Below are 21,554 nucleotides of genomic sequence, written 5' to 3'. Positions count from 1 at the left end.
CGGGGTGGCGGGGGCCTCGTCGTGGCGCGGTCGCCGTATGAGGATCAGTGGCCGTGACCGTGGCCGTGACCGGCCGCGGGAGCGGGCTCCTCTTCCTTCTTCTCGACAACCAGGGTGTCGGTGGTCAGAACCATCGAGGCGATCGAAGCGGCATTGCGCAACGCCGACCGGGTGACCTTGACCGGGTCGACGACACCGGCGGCGGCGAGGTCGACATACTCACCGGTCGCGGCGTTCAGGCCCTGGCCGACGGGGAGGTCGGCAACCTTGGAGACCGCGACATAGCCCTCCATACCGGCGTTCTCGGCGATCCAGCGCAGCGGCTCGGCGGCGGCCTTGCGGACGATATTCGCGCCCGTCAGCTCGTCACCGGTCAGGCCGAGCTCCTCCAGCGCGGGGAGCGCGTGGACGAGGGCGGTACCGCCACCGGCGACGATGCCCTCCTCGATGGCCGCGCGGGTCGCGGAGATCGCGTCCTCGATGCGGTGCTTCTTCTCCTTCAGCTCCACCTCGGTGTGCGCGCCGACCTTGATGACGCAGACGCCGCCAGCGAGCTTGGCGAGGCGCTCCTGGAGCTTCTCGCGGTCCCAGTCGGAGTCGGTGCGCTCGATCTCGGCCTTGATCGTGTTGATGCGGCCGGTGACCTCATCGGAGTTGCCGGCGCCCTCGACGATCGTCGTGTTGTCCTTGGTGACGACGACGCGGCGGGCCTGGCCGAGCAGGTCAATGTTGACCTGGTCGAGCTTGAGGCCGACCTCTTCGGAGATGACCTGGCCACCGGTGAGCACGGCCATGTCCTGCAGCATCGCCTTGCGGCGGTCGCCGAAGCCGGGGGCCTTGACGGCCACCGCATTGAAGGTGCCGCGCAGCTTGTTGACGACGAGCGTCGAGAGGGCTTCGCCGTCGACATCCTCGGCGATGATGACCAGCGGCTTGCCGGTCTTCATGACCTTCTCGAGCACCGGAAGCAAGTCCGCGATCGTGGAGATCTTGCCCTGGTTGATGAGCAGGTAGGCATCCTCGAGGACGGCCTCCATGCGCTCCGGGTCGCTGATCATGTAGGGGCTGATGTAGCCCTTGTCGAACTGCATACCTTCGGTGAACTCCAGGACCGTCTCAGCGGTCGAAGACTCCTCGACAGTGATGACGCCATCCTTGCCGACCTTGTCGAAGGCGTCCGCGATGGTCGCGCCGATGCCGGTGTCCTGAGCGGACAGCGCGGCGACCGAGGCGATCTCGTCCTTGCCGTCGACCTCGCGGGCGTTGTCGAGCAGGCGCGCGTTGAGGGCTTCGACGGCCGCGTCGATGCCGCGCTTCAGGCTCGCGGGAGCCGCGCCGGCCGCGACATTGCGCAGGCCTTCCTTGACCATGGCCTGGGCCAGCACGGTCGCGGTGGTCGTGCCATCGCCGGCCACGTCATTGGTCTTGGTGGCAACCTCCTTGGCGAGTTGCGCACCGAGGTTCTCGTAGGGGTCCTCCAGCTCGACCTCACGGGCGATCGTCACGCCGTCATTGGTGATCGTCGGGGCGCCCCACTTCTTGTCGATGACGACATTGCGGCCCTTGGGGCCCAGGGTCACCTTGACGGCATTCGCGAGCGCGTCGACGCCGCGCTCCAGGGAGTGCCGGGCGGAGTCGTTGAACTCCAGTTGCTTAGCCATTGCTTTCCTTCGCAATCGGTATGGCGCACGCCCGCGTCCGCGGGCCCGCCGGTGGGCTAGGTGGTGCTTGGGGGATGCGCGACGCGCCCCGCCCCGCCTCGCACGGGCGAGGTCAGGCGCGGGGCGCGCTCACGACATACGGTCTGGCTCGGGTCAGCCAACGACCGCGAGAACGTCGCGCGCGGAGAGGATCAGGAACTCCTGGCCGCCGTGCTTGATCTCGGTGCCGCCGTACTTGCTGTAGATCACGCGGTCGCCGACCTGGACGTCGAGCGGCACGCGGTTGCCCTTGTCGTCAATGCGACCGGGGCCGACCGCCAGGACCTCGCCCTCCTGGGGCTTCTCCTTGGCAGTGTCCGGAATGACCAGACCGGACGCCGTCGTCTGCTCAGCCTCGAGGGACTTGATGACGATGCGGTCCTCGAGCGGCTTGATGGAAACCGACACGATGACTCCTTTGGTGTCGAAAGTATGCGGATGATGTGCAGTTCAGGTGCACCCTCCGGCCGCCGTCGCGGGGGTCGGCCGTCATGGCGCGGGTTGGCACTCGCACGGGGAGAGTGCCAATCAGAATCTATGTCGGTCGTTAGCACTCGGTCAACTTGAGTGCCAGTTCTTGTCTGATTCGGCTCCTCCGCCTCTCGCTCGGATCTGCTCGCTTCGCAGCGCAGCTCCGGCGACCTGCTTGGATGGTCGGCGTGGACGTGGCGGCGGTGCGGTGGTTGGCATCGCCCGAGGGCCAGCAGTTGCTCCACGACCTGCCGCCCTATGACGAACGCACGGCCATCCGCCTCGCCACGCGCTACCGCGCGAACGGACTGCCCGCCGACCATGTGGCCGCGCTCCTGACCCAGCAGCGATTGCGGACAAAGGCCCGCGAGAAGTTCGGGGAGTTCGCCGACGACATGCTTTTCACCGCCGACGGCGTCGAGCAGGCGACGCGGCTCGAGGTCGCGGCCGGGCACGCACAGCGTTTCGCCGAGGCCTCCATCGCGACCGTGCACGACCTTGGCTGCGGCATCGGCGCAGACGCCCTGGCGCTGGCGGTGCTCGGCGTCACCGTCCAGGCCATCGACGCGGACCCGGTCACGGCGGCGGTCGCCGACGCCAACCTGCGACCCTGGCCAGACTCCCGCGCCCGGGTCGGGCGCGTTGAAGACTTCCTTCCTCCGGCCGACGCCGCGCGAGACCGGATCGGCGCCTGGCTCGACCCGGCCCGGCGCATCAGCGGAGTCGCCGATATCCACGGCCGGGCCCGCCGGGTCTTTCGACGCGACGACATCAGTCCCACCTGGGACACCGTCCAGGCCATCGCCGCGCACATCCCCGCGACCGGCGTGAAGCTCTCCCCCTCCTTCCCTCACGACCACATCCCCCGCGGCGCCGAAGCGCAATGGGTCTCGCGCGCCGGCGAACTCCTCGAATGCGTCATCTGGTGGGGTCCGCTGGTGCGGACCTCGGGGCGCACGGCGCGCGTCATACGTCCTGGTCGGCCGGCGATCGAGGTCACCGAGGACCAAGCCACCGGCGATGTGCCCACGGTTGTCGACGACAAAGGTATCGCCGCGTGGCTCTACGAAACCGACCGCGCCCTCGTCCAGGCCGGCCTCGTCGGCGCGGTCACCGCCGCAGTCGACGGCCACGAACTCGAACCCGGGCTCGGCCTTGTCACGGCGGACACGGCATATGACGTGGGGTTCGCTCGTCGGTATGCCGTCACCGACACCCTCCCGCTGTCGACCAAGGAACTGCGAACCTGGTTGCGGCGCAACGCGATCACTGGCCTAACCATCAAGAAGCGCGGGGTGCGCCTCGATGACGATGCCCTCCGCCGCGACCTGCGCATCGGCCGCGGAGCGGGCTCCGGCAAGAGCGAGACGATCCTGCTAACTCGCGTGGCCGGGTCACAAATCGTCCTCGTCCTCGAACCCGCCCCGGCGGCCTAGACCACAACCGGCGACCTCAGCGCGCGTTGAGCTCGTCGCGCCAAGCCAGCCAGGGTTCGACGACGGACAGGTCGTATGCCGGCCCGCCCAGCCCGATCGTGAACAGCCGGGCCCCCGCGTCATAGAGCGGACGACCCTCGACCTCGGGCGCGTCGGGCAGCCGCCCCTCCCGGCCGCGGCCGCCGACCCCGACGGATATCTCGATCTCTCCCGGGTCGCGCCCAACCGTGGCGCAGTGTCCGCGCAGCACCTCGATCTTGTGCTCCAGTTCGGCGCCTTGGGAGAAGGTGTGCCAGATGTCGGCATGCCGCGCGACCAGGCGCAGCGTCTTGCGTTCACCGCCTCCGCCGATGAGGACGGGAATATCGCGTGTCGGCGCGGGATTCAGTGCCTCCCAACGCTTTTCGATGCGCGGCAGCGACTCAGCAAGCACATCCAAGCGCCCACCCGGGGTGCCAAAGTCATAGCCGTACTCGGAATAGTCGCGCTCGGCCCAGCCAGACCCAATCCCGAGGATGAGCCGTCCGCCACTGATGTGATCGACGGTGCGCGCCATGTCCGCGAGCAGATCGGGATTGCGGTAGCCATTGCACGTCACCAGCGCGCCAATCTCGACCCGTCGCGTCTGCTCGGCCCAGGCCGCGAGCATCGTCCAGCACTCGAAATGCTTGCCGTCGGTGTCGCCATACAGCGGGAAGAAATGGTCCCAGTTGAAAAGCACATCGACGCCGAGGCCCTCAGCCGCAGCGACCGCGTCACGGATCGCGGCATAGTCAGCCTGTTGGGGATGCAACTGCACCCCGATGCGCACCGGATGCTCACTCATGGGGCCACCGTATGCCGCCCCGCGAGCCCGCGCCCGCCCGACCGACCGCTGGGGCTCAGAGGTCGAGCCACTCCCGCCAGCCGCCATTGAGGACCAGCCACGCGATCAGGCCATAGCCCGCCTGGCCAGGGTGGCCGGGGATGGTCGCGGCGGCGAGATCGGAATCCCACTGGTCGTGGCCGAGCAGCGGGCGGTAGGCGTCGACGAAGGGCACGCCGCGGCGGGAGCAGACATCGGCCTGCGCGTCGACAAAGACCTCGAGCAGCGCATTGGCCTGCGCATCCGGCCCCGGCGGCGGGCTGAGGACGAAGGCACCCACGCTGCTGCTGGCGGCCTCGTCGAGGATGGTCGCGAGGTTGAGGCGGTGGCGAGCCACCGACATACCCGTCAGCACATCATCGGTGCCCACCGACACGATCAGCCGCCGATCGGAGCGGCCCTCGAAGCGCGTCGGAACCTCGGTGCGGAAGCGATCGAGCACATCACTGCTGGTCGCCCCCCGAACGCCGAGGTTATAAACCGTCAGGTCGGCTTCCGGCGCCTGGCTGCGCGCGATGACCCGGGTGACCCAGCCCTGGCCCTTGGGGTCGCCGACGCCGACAACGAAGGAGTCGCCGAGGAAGGCCAGGCCGAGGTCGCGGCGAGAAGGGATCCAGGGTTCGTCACTCACGCGGGCAACTCTATGCGAACCTCTCGCCTTCGTTCGATTCGGCGAGGTCCGCAGGCGCGGCGCCCGCGGACATCCACTCCGGACCGAGCGCGGCATCCGGCTGGGCCCCCGCGTAACTGACTGCTTCCGACCCGGCGGCCAAGGCCGCCTGCACGGCACCCGCGTGATCCGCACCTCCCGCGAGGGCGGCCGCGAGGGCCCCGACGAAGGCATCCCCCGCCCCGGTCGTGTCGATGACCAGGCCCCCGGGCACGTCATGGGCGGGTGCGCCGATGCCATCCCACACCGCCCCATTGGGTCCGAGCGTCATCAGCAGCGACCCGACGCCCGCCCCCGAATCCGCCAGCGCCATCGCCTCATGTTCATTGGCGACGATCGGATCGGCGAGCGCGAGCGTCGCGGGCGGCAGTTCGGCATAGGGCGCGACATTGATCACCACGCGTGCGCCCGCCTCGTGGGCGAGATCGGCCGCCCGGATCACCGTCGGCAGCGGGATCTCCAACTGCAGCACGACGACATCCTGTGCCGTGAGCGCCGGAAAGTTCTCGGGCCAGTCGGCACCGACTTCGCTATTGGCGCCCGGCACGACAACGATGGTGTTCTCCCGGGTTTCGTCGACCGTGATGAAGGCGGTGCCTGTTGGCCGCTCGGTGGAGACCTGGACGTGCCGCACATCGATCCCGTGGGCCGCCAGCCGCCGCAGGTATGCCGCTCCCCCCGAGTCGTCGCCGACCCGTCCGACCATCAGGACGTCCGCGCCGGCGCGCGCGGCGGCAATCGCCTGGTTGGCGCCCTTGCCGCCCGCGAGTTGCCGGTGACCGATGGCGAGCACGGTCTCGCCCGGCTTGGGCCGCTCCTCGACCAGGGCGACCTGGTCGACATTGATGGACCCGATCACGATGACTCGCCCCACTGCTCAGCCCCTCGTCATATCGCCCTGCACGGTGTGGATCCACAGTCTGCTGTATGCGGAGGCGTCGACGTCGAGAGCGACATCGACGACCACATCGGATTGGCCATGCGGGTCGTGGGTCAGGTCTCCTGACCAGTCGCGGTGGTCGACGATCGTGCGTCCCCGGGTGTAGCGGCCGGCGAGCTCGACGCGCACGGGGAGGACGGTTGTGGCGAGTTTTGATCCGTCGATCACGGCGCACACCGCGCCGGCATCGCCGATGGTCGCCGCGTCGGTCTCGAAACGTTCGCACTGGAAGCGGATGAGGCGTCCGCCGAGACCGCCTGGGCCGTGTGGGTCGCGGGCGATCATCGCCTCGGCCTCCTCCCGGCGAACACGGGGGCGGTAGAAGACGTCCAGCCCGTACATCGTCACGGGGATGCCGAGGTCGGCGGCGGCGTCCAGGACGATCGCCGCCGCCTCGGGGTCGTGGAAGACATTGAACTCCGCCGACGCCGTGGCATTGCCGCTGGCCGCGGCACCACCCATGAAGATGATTCGTGAAATCCCTTGGGCCACAGTGGGATAGGTGCGCAGGAGCAGAGCGATATTGGTCAGGGGCGCGAGCGGCACGAGCGTGATGCGCTCGCCGGTGTCGGCGGCCGTCAGCAGCACATCGCGCAGCAGTTCGACGGCGTGCCGCTCGTCCGGTTGGTGGTGTGCCAGTGGCCACCCGAGGTCTCCCATGCCGTCCTGGCCGTGGACATGGCGGGCGTCGACGGGATCCTCCAAGAGCGGACGATCGGCGCCTGCGGCGACCGGCACGTCGAGTCGCGCTGTGGTCGCAAGCACGGCGAGGGTGTTGCGCACGACGTCGGCGAGCGGAGCATTGCCGCCGACGCAGGTGACCGCCCGCAGGTCCAGGTCCGGGTGGAGTGCCGCCAACAGAAGCGCGCAGGCGTCGTCGACACCTGTGTCGACGTCCAGGATCAGGGGTATGCCGCTCATGTCCGGGGATGCTACGGGCTGCCGGAGTATGGTGCGAGAATGCCGAGAATCGCCAGGGCCGCCATCGCGACAATGGGCCTGGCGCTCGCCGTGAGCGGCTCGCCAGCCGCGGCTCAGCGCGCCGAAATCGCCTCTCCTGCATCCGCTTTGACCGCCGCCCAGCGCACGTGTGTGCAGCAGCTCACTATGGATCTGCCGACGAGCGTCCGCATCGGACAGCTGATCTGGGTGGGGATGTATGCGGACAACCCGCGGGCCGTCGATCCCTACCTGCGGACCTACCGGCCGGGGGGTGTGGTCCTGCTGGGCGGCTTCCACAATGGCGTGAGCGTGACCGCGTCGGCGACGGCCCATGCCGCGACCTTCGCCGACTCCCGCGTCAAGATGGCGATCGCCGCCGACCAGGAGGGTGGCTATGTTCAGCAAGTCCAGGGCAGCGGTTTCTCGACGATCCCGAGCGCCTATTACCAAGGCAGTCACTACAGCACGGCGACGATCCAGCGCCTGACCGCAAGCTGGGCCGCTCAACTGCGCGCCGCCGGCGTCAATGTCAATCTCGCCCCGGTCGCCGACACCGTGAACAAGGACTTCATGCCCTATAACCGGCCGATCGGCTATTACCTCCGCAACTACGACTATGCGCCTGACCGCGTCTCAGCGGATGTCTCAGCCGCGGTCGCCGGGATGCACGCCGGCGGCATCGCCGCGACGATCAAGCACTTCCCGGGGCTCGGCCGGATCACCAACAACACCGACACCTCGGACACCGGGATCACCGACACCGCGACGAGCGCGACCTCGCACTATCTCAATCCCTTCAAGGCCGGGATCGCCGCGGGGGGCGACTTCGTCATGATCAGCAATGCGAAGTACTCGCTGATCGATGCGAAGCGCCATGCCGCCTTCTCCCCAACGATCATCACCGGACTACTGCGTGGCCAGCTTGGCTACCAGGGCGTGGTCATCAGTGACGACATCGGCAATGCGGTTGCTGTGCAAACGATTTCACCGGGTGACAGGGCGGTGCGTTTCATCAACTCCGGCGGCGACATCATCCTGACGGCGAACGCCTCGGACGTCCCCACGATGATTTCGGCGATCCGGTCGGCGCGAGCGACAAACCCGAACTTTAAGGCGCGCCTGGATGCGGCCGTCCTGCGCATCCTGACGCTGAAGACCCAACGGGGTATGACGTCCTGCTCCTGAGTCGCCCCACGAAGTTCGTAACCACGGTCTGTGTGGTTCGCGCGTCACCGGCCGCCACGTCGCTCTGAAGCGGTCACCCGCCCGTACAGTTCAATAGCGCCCGACGCGCCTTCAGCGTCAGCACTCGGATCAGGGCATCGCGTGTTTGCTCGGCGAAGACCGGATCGTTCGCCGCCTTGCTGGTGATCGCCTTGACCATTACCGGGACATCGGCAGGAACAGCCGTCAGCACGACATCGCCACCGGCCGCGATGAATCGCGTGGCCCGGTCGCCCACAGGCACATCGCGCACGGCCGCTGCAGCGCCGACATCATCGGTGATGACCACACCCTTGAATCCCAGGTCGCCGCGCAGCAGATCCGTCACGATCTCCGGAGCGAAAAGTGCTTGGGCCGCAGCGATCTTCGGGTAGTAGGCCGAGGAGATCATGACGAAATCGCTGCCGGCCTCGATCCCCGCCACGAAGGGCTTCAGATGCGGGTCATCGACGGTCGCCGTGGTGTCCGAGATGCCGGTCGAGGCCGTGTCGGTGTTGCCGGAGATCCGGCCGATTCCCGGGAAGTGCTTCACCGAAGTCATCACGCCGGCATCCTGCATACCCTTGAGGAAAGCGGTCATCGGGGGAATCACGGCCTCGGGGGTGGCGCCATACTCCCGGTGGTAGCGACCGATCGGCCCATTGGCCGTCCCGATGTCAGCGGGCACGGTGTCGGCGTCCGGGGCGAGATTGACATTGATGCCCGCCGCCCGCAGCTCCGCTCCCCAGGTGGTGGCGGCGGCCCGCAGGTCAGACGCCATGGCGGCTTGGTTCTGCGCGGAGGGAATCGTGCTGAAGCCGGCGCCCTTGAGCTGCTGCACCTGCCCGCCCTCCTGGTCGGCCGCCAGAAACAGACCGGGACCCTGCGCGAGGGCATCGAGCTGCTTCGTCGCCGCCGAGACCGCACTCTTGCCGTTCCAGCCGCCGAGCAAGATCACGCCGCCGACCCCGGACCGCGAGACCGCATCGGTGACCGAGTCCACGCCTGCGTCCGACATCATGCCCACCATGAGCAGCTGCGCTGCCTGCTCGGATGGCGACAAGCTGTCGGCGATGCGGGTGGCGCAGGTCTGCGCCGGATCGGTGGTCGCCGATGGCGACTCGCTGGCCGTTGTCGACTGGGTCGACGAGCTTGAGCCCGTCGCGCCTGTGGAGGCGGTCGTCGACTTAGAGGTGCTTGCACCACCGGTCGATGTGCACGACGCCAAAAAGGTTGCCCCACAAGCGATTGCGAGGACCGCGCGAGATCGATGGCTCATGCGGTCACCTCGGTGACGGGCATGGACGAGTCGGCCGGGAGGTCCAGGGCGGAGGGTTCGCGACCCTTGGCCACGAGTTGGGCACCGAGCGCCGCGACCATCGCGCCATTGTCCGTGCACAGCCCCGGGCGTGGCACGCGAAGAGCAATTCCCGCACTGTCGCACCGTGCCTGCGCCATCGCGCGAAGCCGCGAGTTCGCCGCTACGCCACCGCCGATCTGCAGATGCTCCACACCATTGTCCTGGCACGCGAGAATCGCCTTGCGGGTCAGCACGTCGACGACGGCCTCCTGGAAGGACGCCGCGACATCCGGCACCGAGATCTCGGCGCCCGCGGCCCGCTGGCCCTCGACCCAGCGTGAGACAGCCGTCTTCAATCCCGAGAACGAGAAGTCGAAGCGGTGGCGCTCCATATCGCGCCCACTGGTTAATCCCCGCGGGAAGTCAATGGCGATCTGGCCATCACGGGCGGCCCGGTCGATATGCGGACCCCCTGGGAACGGCAGCCCCAGGACGCGGGCCACCTTGTCGAAGGCCTCCCCCGCGGCATCGTCGATCGTCGAACCCAGCGAGCGGACATCTTGCGTGACATCCGGGACGAGAAGGAGAGACGAGTGACCACCCGAAACCAGCAGCGCGAGAACGGGTTCCGGTAGCGGACCGTGCTCGACGATGTCGACGGCGACGTGTGCGGCGAGGTGGTTGACGCCATACAACGGCTTGCCGAGCGAGAGGGCGAGTGCCTTGGCGGCGGCGACGCCGACCATGAGCGTCCCGGCCAGCCCAGGCCCGCTGGTGACCGCGATGGCGTCGACATCGCGCAGCGCGATCCCTGCCTGATCGCACGCCCGCTGGATCGTCGGAACCATTGCTTCGAGGTGCGCGCGGCTGGCGACTTCGGGCACGACACCACCGAAGCGCGCGTGCAAGTCGACACTGCTGGCGATGGCGTCCACGAGCAGCGTCTCGCCGCGCACGATGCCGACCCCGGTTTCGTCACACGAGGTCTCAATGCCGAGCACCAAGGGTTCGTCGCGACTCATGCGCCGACCTCCTGCTCGTTCGTGGTCAGGTGCCGTCGCATCACCAGAGCATCGACATCGCCCGGTTGGTAGTAGCGACGTCGGGTCTGGATCACGGCATAGCCGCCCGCGGCATACAGGCCGATCGCCGCGGCGTTGTCGGCTCGGACCTCAAGCAGCATGGCCGTGGCGCCACGCGCAATCGCGCGAGCCTCACACTCCTGCAACAGGATTCGCCCGAGTCCGCGCCCTCGGGAAGCCGGGTGGAGGGCGATGGTCATGATGTCGCTAGTCGCTCCTGCGTGGTCGAGCCCGGCATAACCCAGCACCTGCCCGCCGTCGTCCACGACGACATACTCCCGCCTGGGCCGGGCCGCGAGTTCGGCCCACCAGGACGCCGAGGTCCACGCATCGTCCGGGAAGACAGCTGCTTCGATCGCCTCCACCTGCGGCAGATCGGGCCATCGGAGATCGCGTAGGACGGCCGCCATCACCGGCCACCCGCCAGGGTCGGCTTCGGTGCGCCGGGCTCTTGCGCGTCCGGGCGGCGCAAATACATCGGCACGGCGTCGGTATGGCGTCCGCTCCCGATCTCCAGCGCCGCCAGGTCGGCGATGGCGCCCGCCCGCACGTCGAGGATCGGGCGCGGGTTGCGGAAATGCTCGGGATAAAGGACCGGACCGCGGCCCACCGTGGGCAAGGCGCGAACCTCTTCTGGCAGGTCCAGGGGATGGTTCACAGCCGGCTCGCTGGTGCGCATGGCACTGCCATCGGCGCTGACATAGCGAGCCCAGTAGACCTCCTTGCGGCGGGCGTCTGAGGCGACCAGCAACTCCCCATCCACGTCGCCGACCGCCTGAGCCGCGAGCGCATCAAGGGAGCAGATGCCGTGGACCGGGACGCCCAGGGCATAGCCCATCGTCACCGCGGTGACGATCCCGACGCGCAGTCCGGTGAAGGGTCCCGGGCCGATGCCGACCGCGATGTGCGTCAGGTCCGCAGGGCGAAGTCCACACTCCTGCAATGACTTTTCGACCATCGGCGCAAGGGCTTCGGTATGCCGCCTGGTGTCTATCACGGCCGCCTCCGCGAGGATTCGGGAGCCATCGTGGACCGCGGCCGTGATGGCCGAGGTCGAGGTGTCGAACGCGAGAATGATCACCTCACTCATCCTCGTCCTCCAGCAGGGCGGCCAGCACAGCTCGCGTGGCTGGGCTGGACCAGCGCGGGCCCTTCGGCATCACCTGCACCAGCCTCGTCTCGGTTTCTGGGTCCGCTGTGAGTCGGATGAGCAGATGTGAATCCATGAGTTCCTCGGCCATGCCTTCGCCCCATTCGACGATCGTCACCGCGCTCTCAATTTCGGTGTCGAGATCCATATCGTCCAGTTCCGTGAAGGAGCCGAGCCGGTAGGCATCGACATGCACCAAGTCCGGTCCGCCACGCAGCGACGGATGGACGCGCGCGATGACGAAGGTCGGGGAGGTAATCGGACCGCGGACCCCCAATCCGGCAGCGATGCCTTGGGTCAAGGTGGTCTTGCCGGCCCCGAGATCCCCCGCAAGGATGACCAAATCACCGGCCCGCAGCAGCGTGGCGAGAGCCTGCCCAAACTCCGCCGTGTCGTCGGCGGTGGCGAGGCTGACCTGCAGGGCGCGAGCGGCCGTCATACCCGCTCCTTGACGCGCTTGGCCCGTCGGCTCGCGACGGCCTTGCGCCGGGCCACATCGGTGACCTGACGCAGGATCCGGCGGGTCTGGGGCGCGCCCACCGCGGCGGAGGCGATCGCGCGATCGATGAGAGCGAGAATCTGCGCATCAACGAGCGCCGGGTGCTCCAGCATGACGAGGTGGCCGGCTTCGGTGATGACCACATGCTCACTGCCCGGGAGGACCTCGACGATCGCCGTGCTGTGATCCGGCGGGGTCAGGACATCGCCCTCGCCGTTGAGGACCAGGGCCTCGGTGTGGCCAAAGATCGGCAGGGCATCCCGCTTGTCGTGCGCCTCCAGCGCGGGCAGGAAGGACCCGACGACGGTCAGATCGGTGGCGAGCAGCATGTCCGCTGCGAAGCGAACCGTCTCCTGCGAGACCGGCGAGGCGAACGAGAATCGCTCGACCAGATAGGACTCGACGTCCCGCCCTAGGCGCCGCGCGGCCTTCCAGAGCCGTTGGCGCGCAGCGATATTCGCGAGGACACCGGGGCCCATGCGCAGCAGGGCCGTGCCGAGGAAGCGACCGAAACCGAGTGAAACCAGACCGCCGCCACCGGCCGAGGTGGCGACAAAAGCCGCGCCGATGACCCGCTCTCGGACGAGGACCGGGTCGTGCTCGGCGAGAGCCATCATCGTCATACCGCCCATGGAGTGACCGATCAGGACGATCGGTCCGGTCGGGACACACACCTCAAGCACCGCCGCGAGATCGGCTCCCAGCCGCTCGATGGTCGGCGGCTGCTGCGTGCCATTGCCCGAGCGTCCGTGACCGCGCTGATCCCACGCGACAACCCGAAAGCCGGCGCGCGTGACGGCCCGGCGCTGGTGGATCCAGGAGCCGAGCGCGAGGCAGTAGCCGTGGGTGAAAACGATGGTGGGGCCACCCTGCCAGCCATCGGGTTCGTCGATCTCGACATGCAAGGCCGCGCCATCGTCGGTTGTCACCGTGAGTTCCTGGCCGGCCACCCACTCGAACGGATGGGCTGCGCCGACCTCGGCCGCCTCGAGGCCATCTAGCCGCAGACGGCGGTTCGTGGCCTGCCGGGCCGCTGCTCCCGTGGCGCTGATCGCTGCGGCGGTCGCGGCGGCTCCGATCGTGGCCGCGGTGAGGCGTCGACTCGCCATCAGGCCGTCTCAGAGCGGTAGTAGCGCGGCAGGCGAGTGCTCATCCGCGTGACGATTTCGTAGGAAATCGTGCCGGTGGCGACCGCCCAGTCCTCGGCCGTCGGCTCGCCCGCTGCCGCCGAGCCCACGAGGACGACTTCGTCACCGGCCACGGCCGGGGACTCCGGACCGAGATCGAGCATGACCTGATCCATGCAGACGCGTCCGGCGATGGTCAGGCGGCGCTCCCCGAGCAGCGCGGGGCCGGCGTTGGAGCCAGAGCGCGGGAGGCCATCGGCATACCCCATGGGCACCAGCCCAATTCGCGTTTCGCGATCGGTGACATAGGTGTGGCCATAGCTGACCCCTTGGCCGGCCGGGACCGTCTTGACATTGGCCACGCGCGAGACCACGCGCATCGCCTCGCGCAGGCCGAACTCGGCGCTCGTCGCGATGTCGGGGGTCGGGGACAAACCATAGATCGCCAGCCCCGGGCGCACGAGATCGTAATGCGCTGAGGGGTTGGTCAAGGTGGCCGCCGAGTTCGCGAGGTGGCGCTGGAAGCCCCGGATGCCGGCCCGCTCGACCTCGGCAGCCGCGGCCTCGAAGACCTCCTGCTGAGCCCGCACAGTGGGGTGCTCGGGCGCGTCCGCATACGCGAAATGCGACCAGACCCCGACGATCTCGATCGCTCCCTCGGCCGCCGCGGCGGCTGCCTGCGCGACAAGGGCGCTCCAGTCGGCGCCGAAGGCGCCATTGCGGGCGAGGCCGGTGTCGACCTTCAGATGTATGCGGGCCGGCTTGCCAGTGCTGCGCACCGCCGCGATGACTTCCGCGAGCGCCCAATCCGTCGAGACGGCAAGGTCGATATCGGCCAGCAGCGCGGCGGCGAAGTCGGCGCCCGGGACATAGAGCCAGGTGAGCATGGGCGCCTTGATGCCGGCGGCCCGCACCGCGAGCGCCTCGGTCAGTTGGGCCACGCCGATGCTGCTCGCTCCTCCGGCGAGCGCGGCGCGGGCGGCTGGGTAGGCGCCGTGACCATAACCATCAGCCTTGACCACGGCCATCAGATCGGCCGATCCGGCACGGCGCTTCAACTCGCGCACATTGGCGGCGATAGCTCCGAGGTCGACCTCGATCCACCCGGAGACGCCGGCGGGGGCCAAGAACTCGCTGCGGGCGCCAGAGCCCGCCTCTGCACTGTGATCCATGAGGGCTTCAGTCTAGGTCGGGCGGCGGCCCCGCCCCGTATGCGGGCGGAGGGGCTGGGCGCTGGTCCCCCATTTCTCTCCGGATGCCGGAAACCTGAGGTTCGGAGCGCTTTCTAGCGGGGGTGAAGCGCAAGGTTTCGGCATCCGGAGAGAAAGGAGTGACGGACGGTGCGTATGCCGCCCGCACCACCCCTGCGGGTGCGGGCGGCATACGGCTGTGCGGGTCAGGAGGCGATGCGGACCAGGTCGGTGGCGCGCAGGTTGCGCTCGACGGCCACGGTCATCCGGGTCGCCATCTCGCGGGCCGTGGCCGCATCGGTGGAGCCGGCGGTGACCGAGACGATCATGTCGCCGACGCGGACGGCGCCGGTTACTTGGTATTTCGTGTTGACCTTGCCGGACGTCGAGAGCCAGTAGCGCTGCGGGTTCTTCTCGCCCCAGGTCAGGCGGGTCTGCGGAGTCTGCCAGGTGCAGAACAGGTCGTCGCTGGCGAACTTGTTGAAGGCCTTCTGGCCATTAGCCCAACCGCTGACGGTGATCGTCGCGTCGTTCTTGTAGAGGGATTCGGCATCGGTGGTGTAGTCCTCGACGAACATCCACATCCGGCCGGCGATCGTGCCCATCTTGCCGTCGCGGCCCTCGGCCTGGCACCAGTGCGCACCGGAGGGCGAGATGTTGTCGTAGTTGCCGAGGTCGAAGAAGGGGGTGACCTTGCCGACTCGCTGATAGGGCTTCGGCGAGACATCCGGGATATTCCACGCCGGCTTCGCTCCCTCGGCTGGCGCGGCCGTCGCGCTCGTGGTCGTGGCGGCGAGCCCACAAACCGCGAGGGCGGCCGCGATGGTCAGGCTGGTGCGGCGGGCAAAAGTCTTGCGAGACATAGCAACTCCCGGTGTCGTGGCGGTCGCCTCGGTGCGTCCGCTCATCCCCTCAGACGCCGAAGTCGCGGAGAAGGTTGTGTCGAGTTGCTCAGCAATTTTCGCGAAGCAGACCGGCGATGGTGGCCGGGAGCGCCCGCGCGATCGCGAGGGCGCGGATCGGTCCGCCGGGATTGGCGCGGTCCGCCGCCAGCCCGTGCACTAGGGCGCCGAGTGCGCCGGCGGGACCGGGGTGCAGTCCGGCCGCGAGCAGTGTGCCGAGCAGACCGGCAAGCACATCGCCGGCCCCTGCGGTCGCTAGCCAGGGCGGTGCGTCGTTCTGGCTGTATGCCGTCCCTCCCCCTGGTCCTGCCACGATCGTCCATGAACCCTTGAGCAGGACGAAGGCACCGGTGTGGTCCGCGAGGTCGCGGGCGTGTCGAAGCGGGGCGTCCGTGACCTCGCGTCGGCTGATCTCACGGCCGGTCAGGCGGCTTAGGAGGCGGGCGCATTCGCCGGCATGCGGGGTGAGCAGCGTCGGCGCCTCGCGGAGCCCGGTCACGAAGTCGAGTCCCCCGGCATCAATCACAACGGGCACCGTCGACGCGAGTGCTTCGCGTGCGCAATCGCGTTGTGCTGCAGCACCTTTGTGTCGCGCGGCGGAGTCCAGGCCCGGGCCGATCACCCATGCTTGCACGTGCCCAGGACCGTGGACCGCCTCCGGGACAGCCGCCCGAACCAGAGCCTGCGGGGTCGGGGTGCCGACATAACGAACCATTCCGGCACCCGCCTCCACCGCTGCCGTGACGGCGAGAATCGCTGCGCCGGTGTAGCTTTCGCCACCGGCGATGATGCCGACGACGCCGCGGGAGTATTTGTCGGAGGTTGCCTCGGGAACCGGCCACATGGCCGCCACATCCTGACGGTCGAGGCGTCGCACGGCGACTGGTTCCTCTCCGAAGTCGAGCCCAATGTCCACCACCGTAAGGAGTCCACAGGCCGGCTCCCCGGCCGGAAGGAGATGCACCGGCTTCGGCACCGAAAAGATCACCGTCTCGTCCGCGAACACACCATCGGGATCGCCCTGCTCACCCTGGGGGTCCTGGCCCGACGGGAGGTCGACGGCGATCACATAGGCGGTCTCGGGGATGGCCGCCACCCAGGTACGCGCCCACATCGGCAGGCCAGCCCGACCGCCGATGCCGAGGATTCCATCGAGGACGAGATCCGCTTCCCCGATGAGTCCGCCCGCAGCGTCCGAGAGGGGTGCGGGCACCTCACTGGCAACCTCGCGCGCGAGGACAACACCGGCAGCTTCGGCCGCGGACAGAGCTCCGGCGTGTGCCTTTCCGTCGAGAAGCACTGCGCCGCAGAGGATTCCGTCTTCGGCGAGGTGAGCCACGGCATACAGCGCATCGGCTCCGTTGTTGCCCGGCCCAACCAGGGCGACCACGCGACGTCCGCCGCGTTCGGCGAGTCGGATGGCGGCAACCTTCGCCAAACCCGTCACCGCCCGGGCCATGAGCTCACCCTCGGCGAGTCGCTCCATGAGCACGCGCTCCGCGGCATACACCGTCTCCGGGGCATAGGCCTCGATCACGTCGCCTCGCAGACCACGACAGCCGACGCGATGCCCGCATCGTGCGAGAGCGAGAGGTGGACCGAGGTGATGCCCAACTCGGTGACGCGCGCGGCGACACTGCCTTGCGTCACGAAGTACGGCTGGCGCGAGGCATTGCGGCGCACCTCGGCATCCTGCCAATCCAAGCCCACTGGCGCGCCGAGCGCCTTGGCGAAGGCTTCCTTGGCGGCGAAGCGCGCCGCGAGGGAATTCAGCGGCAGGTCACGTTCGGTCTCGGTGAACAGTCGATCGCGCAATCGCGGTGTGCGCGTGAGGGTTTCGCCGAACCGCGCGACATCGACGACATCGATGCCGACCCCGACGATCACTGCGTCACTCGACCGTGACGGACTTGGCCAGGTTGCGCGGCTGGTCGACGTCGAGGCCCTTGGCCGTCGACAGATGCAGGGCGAAGACCTGCAATGGGACGACCGCGAGCAGCGGCGCGAGCAGCGGCGGGCATTGCGGGATCCGGATGACCTCGCTCGCGAAGGGCACGACATCCTCATCGCCGTCGTGGGCGATGACCAGGGTGCGGGCACCGCGGGCGCGGATCTCCTGGATATTGGAGACGACCTTCTTGTGCAGTTCGTGGGGGGTGTCTGGCGCGGGAACGATGACGAAGACGGGCTGGCCCGCGTCGATCAGGGCGATCGGGCCGTGCTTGAGCTCACCGGCCGCGAAGCCTTCGGCGTGGATATAGGCCAGTTCCTTTAGCTTGAGCGCGCCTTCCATGGCGACCGGGAAACCGACATTGCGACCGAGGAAGAGCACCGAGCGGGTGTCGGCCATGAAGTTCGCCATCTCGACGACACGGTCCATGCGCGTGAGCAGTTCCTCGATCTTGCCGGGGATCTCGTGCAGGTCGCGCATGACGGCCTGGGCGCCCTCGGCATACGAACCCCCACGCAATTGCGCGAGGTAGAGGCCGAGGATGTAGGCCGCCGTGATTTGCGCGAGGAAGGCCTTCGTCGAGGCGACCGCGATCTCGGGACCGGCGTGGGTGTAGAGGACGGCATCGGATTCTCGCGGGATGGTCGACCCGTGGGTGTTGCAGATCGAGACCGTCAGGGCGCCCATCTCGTTGGCGTGCTTGACGGCCATGAGGGTGTCCATCGTCTCGCCGGACTGGCTGATCGAGACGACCAGCGTGCGCTCGTCGACGACCGGATCGGCATACCGAAACTCATGCGCGAGAGCGACTTCCACGGGCAGGCGGGCCCAGTGCTCGATGGCGTACTTCGCGACCATGCCGGCATAGGCCGCCGTTCCACACGCGACGACGATGATCTTGTCGACGGCCCGCAGCTGCTCTTCGCTGATGCGCAATTCGTCGAGCACGAGAGCGCCGCTCTCGTCGGTGCGGCCGAGCAGGGTGTCGGCGACGGCCTGCGGTTGGTCGTGGATTTCCTTCTCCATGAAGGTGTCGTAGCCGCCCTTTTCGGCGGCCGCGGCGTCCCAGGTCACTTCATAGAGCTTGCCCTCGGCGGGCGCGCCGTCGAAGCCGATGACGGAGTAGCTGTCCGGGGTGATCGTGACGATCTGGTCCTGGCCGAGCTCGAGCGCCTGGCGGGTGTGGCCGATGAAGGCGGCGACATCGGAGCCGAGGAAGTTTTCGCCCTCGCCGAGACCGACGACGAGGGGGCTATTGCGGCGGGCGCCGACGACCACACCGGGCTGGTCGGCGTGCACGGCGAGCAGCGTAAAGGCGCCTTCGAGCTCGGCGACGGCGGCCAGCATCGCCGCCGTCAGGTCGCCGGTGCGATCGAACTCGCGGCCGACGATCTTGGCCGCCACCTCGGTGTCGGTCTCGGACTCGAAGTCGGCACCCTCAGCGAGTAGCCCTCGCTTGAGGGCGTGGAAGTTCTCGATGATGCCGTTGTGGATGAGGGCGAGCTTGTCGTCCGCGCCGCCGCGGTGCGGGTGAGCGTTGGTGTCGGTCGGGCCGCCGTGAGTGGCCCAGCGCGTGTGCCCGATGCCGGTGCGGGAGGCCGCCAGCGGGTGGGTATGCAGTGCCGAGCGGAGGTTCTCCAGCTTGCCGGAACGCTTTTCGGTGGCGACGCCATCGTCGGTGACCAGCGCGACACCCGCGGAGTCATAGCCGCGGTATTCCAGGCGGGCCAGGCCCTCCATCACGACATTGAGAGCCTTGTCGTCCGCGACCGGGCCGACATATCCAACGATTCCGCACATGGTGCTCAAGCGTACGGCTCGGGGTGGGTCGCCAGAGGTTGCGGCGCGCGGCCCGCCTGACGCGCCCACGCGGCATAGGCAACAATGGCGCGCGTGCCGCACAGCAGCGCCGACATCAGCCTCCCGAGCCCGTATGCCGAGTTCGGGCGCGCCGAATGGGCGCACCTGCGCGAGAACCACCCGATGAGCCTGACGCAGGACGACCTCGCGCGGCTGCGCGGACTTGGCGAGCCGCTCGACCTGGATGAGGTGGAGCAGGTCTACCTGCCGCTTTCCCGACTGCTGCACTTCTATGTCGAGGCGACGCATGGGCTGCGGCTGGCCACATCGGAGTTCCTGGGCGAGCGCCCGGCACGCGTGCCGTACATCATCGGTGTCGCGGGGTCGGTGGCGGTCGGCAAGTCGACAACTGCGCGAATACTCAAGGAATTGCTGCTGCGGTGGCCCCAGACCCCGCGCGTGGCCTTGGTCACGACAGATGGCTTTCTGTTGCCAAATGCCGAGCTGGAACGGCGAGGCCTCATGCAGCGCAAGGGTTTTCCCGAGTCGTATGACCGTCGCGCGCTGCTGCGGTTCGTGGCGGACATCAAGTCCGGGATGCCGGTCGTGCAGGCGCCGCAGTACGACCACCTGACCTATGACGTGCTGCCGACCACCACGCCGGTGGCCAAGCCGGATGTGCTGATCCTCGAGGGGCTCAACGTCCTCGCGCCGGCGCCGGACCAGACCGACGCGCTGGCCGTCAGCGACTTCTTCGACTTCTCCGTCTACGTCGATGCCGACCCCGAGCAGATCGAGACCTGGTATGTCGAGCGCTTCCTGCGCCTGCGCCGCACCGCCTTCGCCGATCCCGACAGCTATTTCCGCCGGTATGCGGAGCTGTCCGATGAGCAGGCCCGCGCCACGGCTCGAGGCATTTGGGAATCAATCAACAAGCCGAACCTGATCGAGAACGTCCTGCCCACCCGGGGGCGAGCGACCTTGGTGCTGACCAAGGGTCAGGACCACACGGTCGAGACGATTCGACTGCGCAAGGTCTGAGCTTCTGACTCGTTCAGGGCAGTTTTTTCAGGGCAGAGCGAGGCTCCAGGCCTGGTTCGTCAGACCGGCGGTGGGGGTCGCGAGGAACGAGCGCACCACGCGAGCCGGAGGAGGAGCTGAACCAGAAAACTCAGTGGCGACGATGCGGCCGAGACGGGACGGCGAGGAACGAGCCGACCCGCCGAGGCCGAGGAGGAGCTGAACCAGAAAACTCAGTACCAGTGGGGGTAGTGGGAGTTCCAGAAGTTCAGGGCGCCACAGGGGGTGCCGTAGGAGGCTTTGATGTATCCAAGGCCCCAACGGATCTGGGTTTCGGGGTTGGTCTGCCAGTCGGCGCCGGCGGTGGCCATCTTGGTGGCGGGCAGGGCTTGAGGTATGCCGTAGGCGCCCGAAGACGGATTGCTGGCGGTGTAGTTCCAGTCGCTTTCGCCGGTCCAGAGTTGCACGAGGCAGCCGAACTGGTCTGCGCCGAAACCATATTCGCCCATCACGCGCCGGGCGACGGCCTGTGGGTCGGCCTGGTTGGCGGCCAGTTGCGCAGCCGCCTTCTGGGCCGCCTTCTTGGCTGCGGCGGCCTTGCGGGCCTTTGCGCGCGCAACCTTTTCGGCTGCTCGCTCCGTCGCGATGGCGTCGGCGATCTGGGCGGTTGCCCGGGCCGACCGCTCGGCGGTTGCCTCATCCTTGGCCGCCCGGCCCGCGCCGATGCTCACGCGCGAGGTACCACGGGAGATGACGTCGGCGAGTCGTGCCTGATTGAGATCGGCCAGCACGGCGGCGGGGTGGGGCGCCTCGACGAAGGTCGCGGCATCTGTCGGCGCGGCGCCGGGGCTGGCCGCGGCAGCGCTGACGCCGGCAACGGCGCTCAGGGCAAGGGCGATCGCCCCGGCGGCTGCGGGGACGGTCTTGCGGTGGGCGGAGGGGCGCGTGGAATGGCGCCGGCGGATTCCGCTCATGGGGGAAAGCACTCCTAGATCGGGGACACGTGCCTCCCGCGACCCGGCGTACGGGACATCTCACCCGCGACGAACGTGGGCCGAGGCGATTTTCGGGAGGCGACCGCGACGACGCGGCCAGGCGCCGGGCATACTCCGCCTCACGCGCCGTTATCAAAAAGATACTTTACCGTTCATCCACGCGTCACCCAAATCGACCGCATTGACTCATCCAAGATGCCCGCGTGGGTTGCTTCGTTGCCTCATCCACGAATGCCCGCGTGGGTGGACCCTTTATGGATGGAGTTGACGCTGGTCATGCGCAAGGCGATCACCAAGGCCCAAGTGGCCAA

22 protein-coding genes are annotated in these 21,554 nt (G+C 68.3%); 4 read left to right on the top strand and 18 right to left on the bottom strand.

Features of this window, described 5'->3' with window-relative positions:
- Window positions 1–44: 44 nt before the first annotated feature.
- Window positions 45–1,661 carry a chaperonin GroEL gene (gene groL / locus ABD225_RS11095; protein WP_344084986.1) on the bottom strand — a complete coding sequence of 539 codons (1,617 nt, stop codon included), beginning with the start codon at window positions 1,659–1,661 and terminating at the stop codon, window positions 45–47.
- 153 nt (window positions 1,662–1,814) lie between these two features.
- Window positions 1,815–2,108, bottom strand: coding sequence for a co-chaperone GroES (gene groES / locus ABD225_RS11090; RefSeq protein WP_344084984.1), 294 nt, complete (start codon window positions 2,106–2,108; stop codon window positions 1,815–1,817).
- A 251-nt stretch (window positions 2,109–2,359) separates the two neighbouring features.
- Between groES and ABD225_RS11085 the strand changes: the two genes are divergently transcribed.
- Window positions 2,360–3,607 carry a class I SAM-dependent methyltransferase gene (locus ABD225_RS11085; RefSeq protein WP_344084982.1) on the top strand — a complete coding sequence of 416 codons (1,248 nt, stop codon included), beginning with the start codon at window positions 2,360–2,362 and terminating at the stop codon, window positions 3,605–3,607.
- A 16-nt stretch (window positions 3,608–3,623) separates the two neighbouring features.
- On the opposite strand, the gene ABD225_RS11080 is transcribed toward ABD225_RS11085, so the two are convergent.
- Genes ABD225_RS11080 through ABD225_RS11065 form a run of 4 tightly spaced genes read right to left on the bottom strand, consistent with a single transcriptional unit; the run spans window position 3,624 to window position 7,003 of the window.
- A complete protein-coding gene (locus ABD225_RS11080; protein WP_344084980.1) occupies window positions 3,624–4,433 on the bottom strand; it encodes an LLM class F420-dependent oxidoreductase in 810 nt (269 codons plus the stop codon).
- Window positions 4,434–4,488: 55 nt separating this feature from the next.
- Window positions 4,489–5,103 (bottom strand): GDSL-type esterase/lipase family protein, encoded by a 615-nt coding sequence (locus ABD225_RS11075; RefSeq protein WP_344084978.1) that lies wholly within the window; start codon window positions 5,101–5,103, stop codon window positions 4,489–4,491.
- Window positions 5,104–5,113: 10 nt separating this feature from the next.
- On the bottom strand, window positions 5,114–6,016 hold the full coding sequence (locus tag ABD225_RS11070; protein WP_344084977.1) for a ribokinase: 903 nt from the start codon (window positions 6,014–6,016) through the stop codon (window positions 5,114–5,116).
- Between the two features lie 3 nt (window positions 6,017–6,019).
- Complete coding sequence (locus tag ABD225_RS11065; RefSeq protein WP_344084976.1) at window positions 6,020–7,003, bottom strand: nucleoside hydrolase; 984 nt, start codon at window positions 7,001–7,003, stop codon at window positions 6,020–6,022.
- Window positions 7,004–7,042: 39 nt separating this feature from the next.
- Here ABD225_RS11065 and ABD225_RS11060 point away from each other — a divergent pair, with 39 nt between their 5' ends.
- Window positions 7,043–8,209, top strand: coding sequence for a glycoside hydrolase family 3 N-terminal domain-containing protein (locus tag ABD225_RS11060; protein ID WP_344084975.1), 1,167 nt, complete (start codon window positions 7,043–7,045; stop codon window positions 8,207–8,209).
- 73 nt (window positions 8,210–8,282) lie between these two features.
- On the opposite strand, the gene ABD225_RS11055 is transcribed toward ABD225_RS11060, so the two are convergent.
- Window positions 8,283–9,245: a glycoside hydrolase family 3 N-terminal domain-containing protein gene (locus ABD225_RS11055; protein ID WP_344084974.1), complete on the bottom strand. Its 963-nt coding sequence runs from the start codon at window positions 9,243–9,245 to the stop codon at window positions 8,283–8,285.
- A gap of 10 nt (window positions 9,246–9,255) precedes the next feature.
- Between ABD225_RS11055 and ABD225_RS11050 the strand changes: the two genes are divergently transcribed.
- On the top strand, window positions 9,256–9,522 hold the full coding sequence (locus ABD225_RS11050; protein WP_344084960.1) for a hypothetical protein: 267 nt from the start codon (window positions 9,256–9,258) through the stop codon (window positions 9,520–9,522).
- Here the strand turns inward: ABD225_RS11050 and tsaD are convergent.
- From tsaD to glmS, 10 genes are all read right to left on the bottom strand, one after another.
- Window positions 9,503–10,549: a tRNA (adenosine(37)-N6)-threonylcarbamoyltransferase complex transferase subunit TsaD gene (gene tsaD, locus ABD225_RS11045; RefSeq protein ID WP_344084958.1), complete on the bottom strand. Its 1,047-nt coding sequence runs from the start codon at window positions 10,547–10,549 to the stop codon at window positions 9,503–9,505. The genes ABD225_RS11050 and tsaD overlap by 20 nt on opposite strands.
- Complete coding sequence (rimI, locus tag ABD225_RS11040; RefSeq protein ID WP_344084956.1) at window positions 10,546–11,019, bottom strand: ribosomal protein S18-alanine N-acetyltransferase; 474 nt, start codon at window positions 11,017–11,019, stop codon at window positions 10,546–10,548. Before rimI ends, tsaD begins: the two co-directional genes overlap by 4 nt.
- Window positions 11,019–11,699, bottom strand: coding sequence for a tRNA (adenosine(37)-N6)-threonylcarbamoyltransferase complex dimerization subunit type 1 TsaB (gene tsaB / locus ABD225_RS11035; RefSeq protein ID WP_425564399.1), 681 nt, complete (start codon window positions 11,697–11,699; stop codon window positions 11,019–11,021). Before tsaB ends, rimI begins: the two co-directional genes overlap by 1 nt.
- Window positions 11,692–12,198: a tRNA (adenosine(37)-N6)-threonylcarbamoyltransferase complex ATPase subunit type 1 TsaE gene (gene tsaE / locus ABD225_RS11030; RefSeq protein ID WP_344084952.1), complete on the bottom strand. Its 507-nt coding sequence runs from the start codon at window positions 12,196–12,198 to the stop codon at window positions 11,692–11,694. The genes tsaB and tsaE overlap by 8 nt, the downstream gene beginning before the upstream one ends.
- Window positions 12,195–13,367 (bottom strand): alpha/beta fold hydrolase, encoded by a 1,173-nt coding sequence (locus tag ABD225_RS11025; RefSeq protein ID WP_344084950.1) that lies wholly within the window; start codon window positions 13,365–13,367, stop codon window positions 12,195–12,197. Before ABD225_RS11025 ends, tsaE begins: the two co-directional genes overlap by 4 nt.
- Window positions 13,367–14,557 carry an alanine racemase gene (gene alr, locus ABD225_RS11020; RefSeq protein WP_344084948.1) on the bottom strand — a complete coding sequence of 397 codons (1,191 nt, stop codon included), beginning with the start codon at window positions 14,555–14,557 and terminating at the stop codon, window positions 13,367–13,369. Before alr ends, ABD225_RS11025 begins: the two co-directional genes overlap by 1 nt.
- Before the next feature lie 224 nt (window positions 14,558–14,781).
- Window positions 14,782–15,483, bottom strand: coding sequence for a hypothetical protein (locus ABD225_RS11015; protein ID WP_344084946.1), 702 nt, complete (start codon window positions 15,481–15,483; stop codon window positions 14,782–14,784).
- 43 nt (window positions 15,484–15,526) lie between these two features.
- Window positions 15,527–17,014: a bifunctional ADP-dependent NAD(P)H-hydrate dehydratase/NAD(P)H-hydrate epimerase gene (locus ABD225_RS11010; protein ID WP_344084944.1), complete on the bottom strand. Its 1,488-nt coding sequence runs from the start codon at window positions 17,012–17,014 to the stop codon at window positions 15,527–15,529.
- Window positions 17,011–17,364, bottom strand: a complete 354-nt coding sequence (locus ABD225_RS11005) for a holo-ACP synthase (protein WP_344084942.1) — start codon at window positions 17,362–17,364, stop codon at window positions 17,011–17,013. Before ABD225_RS11005 ends, ABD225_RS11010 begins: the two co-directional genes overlap by 4 nt.
- Window positions 17,365–17,368: 4 nt before the next feature.
- Window positions 17,369–19,228: a glutamine--fructose-6-phosphate transaminase (isomerizing) gene (gene glmS / locus ABD225_RS11000; protein ID WP_344084940.1), complete on the bottom strand. Its 1,860-nt coding sequence runs from the start codon at window positions 19,226–19,228 to the stop codon at window positions 17,369–17,371.
- Between the two features lie 93 nt (window positions 19,229–19,321).
- On the opposite strand from glmS, the gene coaA reads away from it, so the two are divergent.
- Window positions 19,322–20,269 (top strand): type I pantothenate kinase, encoded by a 948-nt coding sequence (gene coaA / locus ABD225_RS10995; protein WP_344084937.1) that lies wholly within the window; start codon window positions 19,322–19,324, stop codon window positions 20,267–20,269.
- A gap of 212 nt (window positions 20,270–20,481) precedes the next feature.
- Here coaA and ABD225_RS10990 read toward each other — a convergent pair whose 3' ends face one another.
- On the bottom strand, window positions 20,482–21,222 hold the full coding sequence (locus tag ABD225_RS10990; protein WP_344084934.1) for an aggregation-promoting factor C-terminal-like domain-containing protein: 741 nt from the start codon (window positions 21,220–21,222) through the stop codon (window positions 20,482–20,484).
- Window positions 21,223–21,554 lie beyond the last annotated feature (332 nt).

It is taken from the genome of Nostocoides veronense (genome assembly GCF_039531185.1).
GTDB classification, from domain to species: Bacteria; Actinomycetota; Actinomycetes; order Actinomycetales; family Dermatophilaceae; genus Nostocoides_A; species Nostocoides_A veronense.
This window is presented reverse-complemented; position numbering and strand designations above follow the sequence as displayed.

Bases quoted from the DNA above. Each gene is read 5' to 3' on its own strand.
- groL (WP_344084986.1), bottom strand. From the start codon at position 1,661: ATGGCTAAGCAACTGGAGTTCAACGACTCCGCCCGGCACTCCCTGGAG.
- ABD225_RS11080 (WP_344084980.1), bottom strand. From the start codon at position 4,433: ATGAGTGAGCATCCGGTGCGCATCGGGGTGCAGTTGCATCCCCAACAG.
- ABD225_RS11065 (WP_344084976.1), bottom strand. From the start codon at position 7,003: ATGAGCGGCATACCCCTGATCCTGGACGTCGACACAGGTGTCGACGAC.
- ABD225_RS11060 (WP_344084975.1), top strand. From the start codon at position 7,043: ATGCCGAGAATCGCCAGGGCCGCCATCGCGACAATGGGCCTGGCGCTC.
- ABD225_RS11055 (WP_344084974.1), bottom strand. From the start codon at position 9,245: ATGTCGGACGCAGGCGTGGACTCGGTCACCGATGCGGTCTCGCGGTCC.
- ABD225_RS11050 (WP_344084960.1), top strand. From the start codon at position 9,256: ATGAGCAGCTGCGCTGCCTGCTCGGATGGCGACAAGCTGTCGGCGATG.
- tsaD (WP_344084958.1), bottom strand. From the start codon at position 10,549: ATGAGTCGCGACGAACCCTTGGTGCTCGGCATTGAGACCTCGTGTGAC.
- rimI (WP_344084956.1), bottom strand. From the start codon at position 11,019: ATGGCGGCCGTCCTACGCGATCTCCGATGGCCCGATCTGCCGCAGGTG.
- tsaB (WP_425564399.1), bottom strand. From the start codon at position 11,699: ATGAGTGAGGTGATCATTCTCGCGTTCGACACCTCGACCTCGGCCATC.
- tsaE (WP_344084952.1), bottom strand. From the start codon at position 12,198: ATGACGGCCGCTCGCGCCCTGCAGGTCAGCCTCGCCACCGCCGACGAC.
- ABD225_RS11025 (WP_344084950.1), bottom strand. From the start codon at position 13,367: ATGGCGAGTCGACGCCTCACCGCGGCCACGATCGGAGCCGCCGCGACC.
- alr (WP_344084948.1), bottom strand. From the start codon at position 14,557: ATGGATCACAGTGCAGAGGCGGGCTCTGGCGCCCGCAGCGAGTTCTTG.
- ABD225_RS11015 (WP_344084946.1), bottom strand. From the start codon at position 15,483: ATGAGCGGACGCACCGAGGCGACCGCCACGACACCGGGAGTTGCTATG.
- glmS (WP_344084940.1), bottom strand. From the start codon at position 19,228: ATGTGCGGAATCGTTGGATATGTCGGCCCGGTCGCGGACGACAAGGCT.
- ABD225_RS10990 (WP_344084934.1), bottom strand. From the start codon at position 21,222: ATGAGCGGAATCCGCCGGCGCCATTCCACGCGCCCCTCCGCCCACCGC.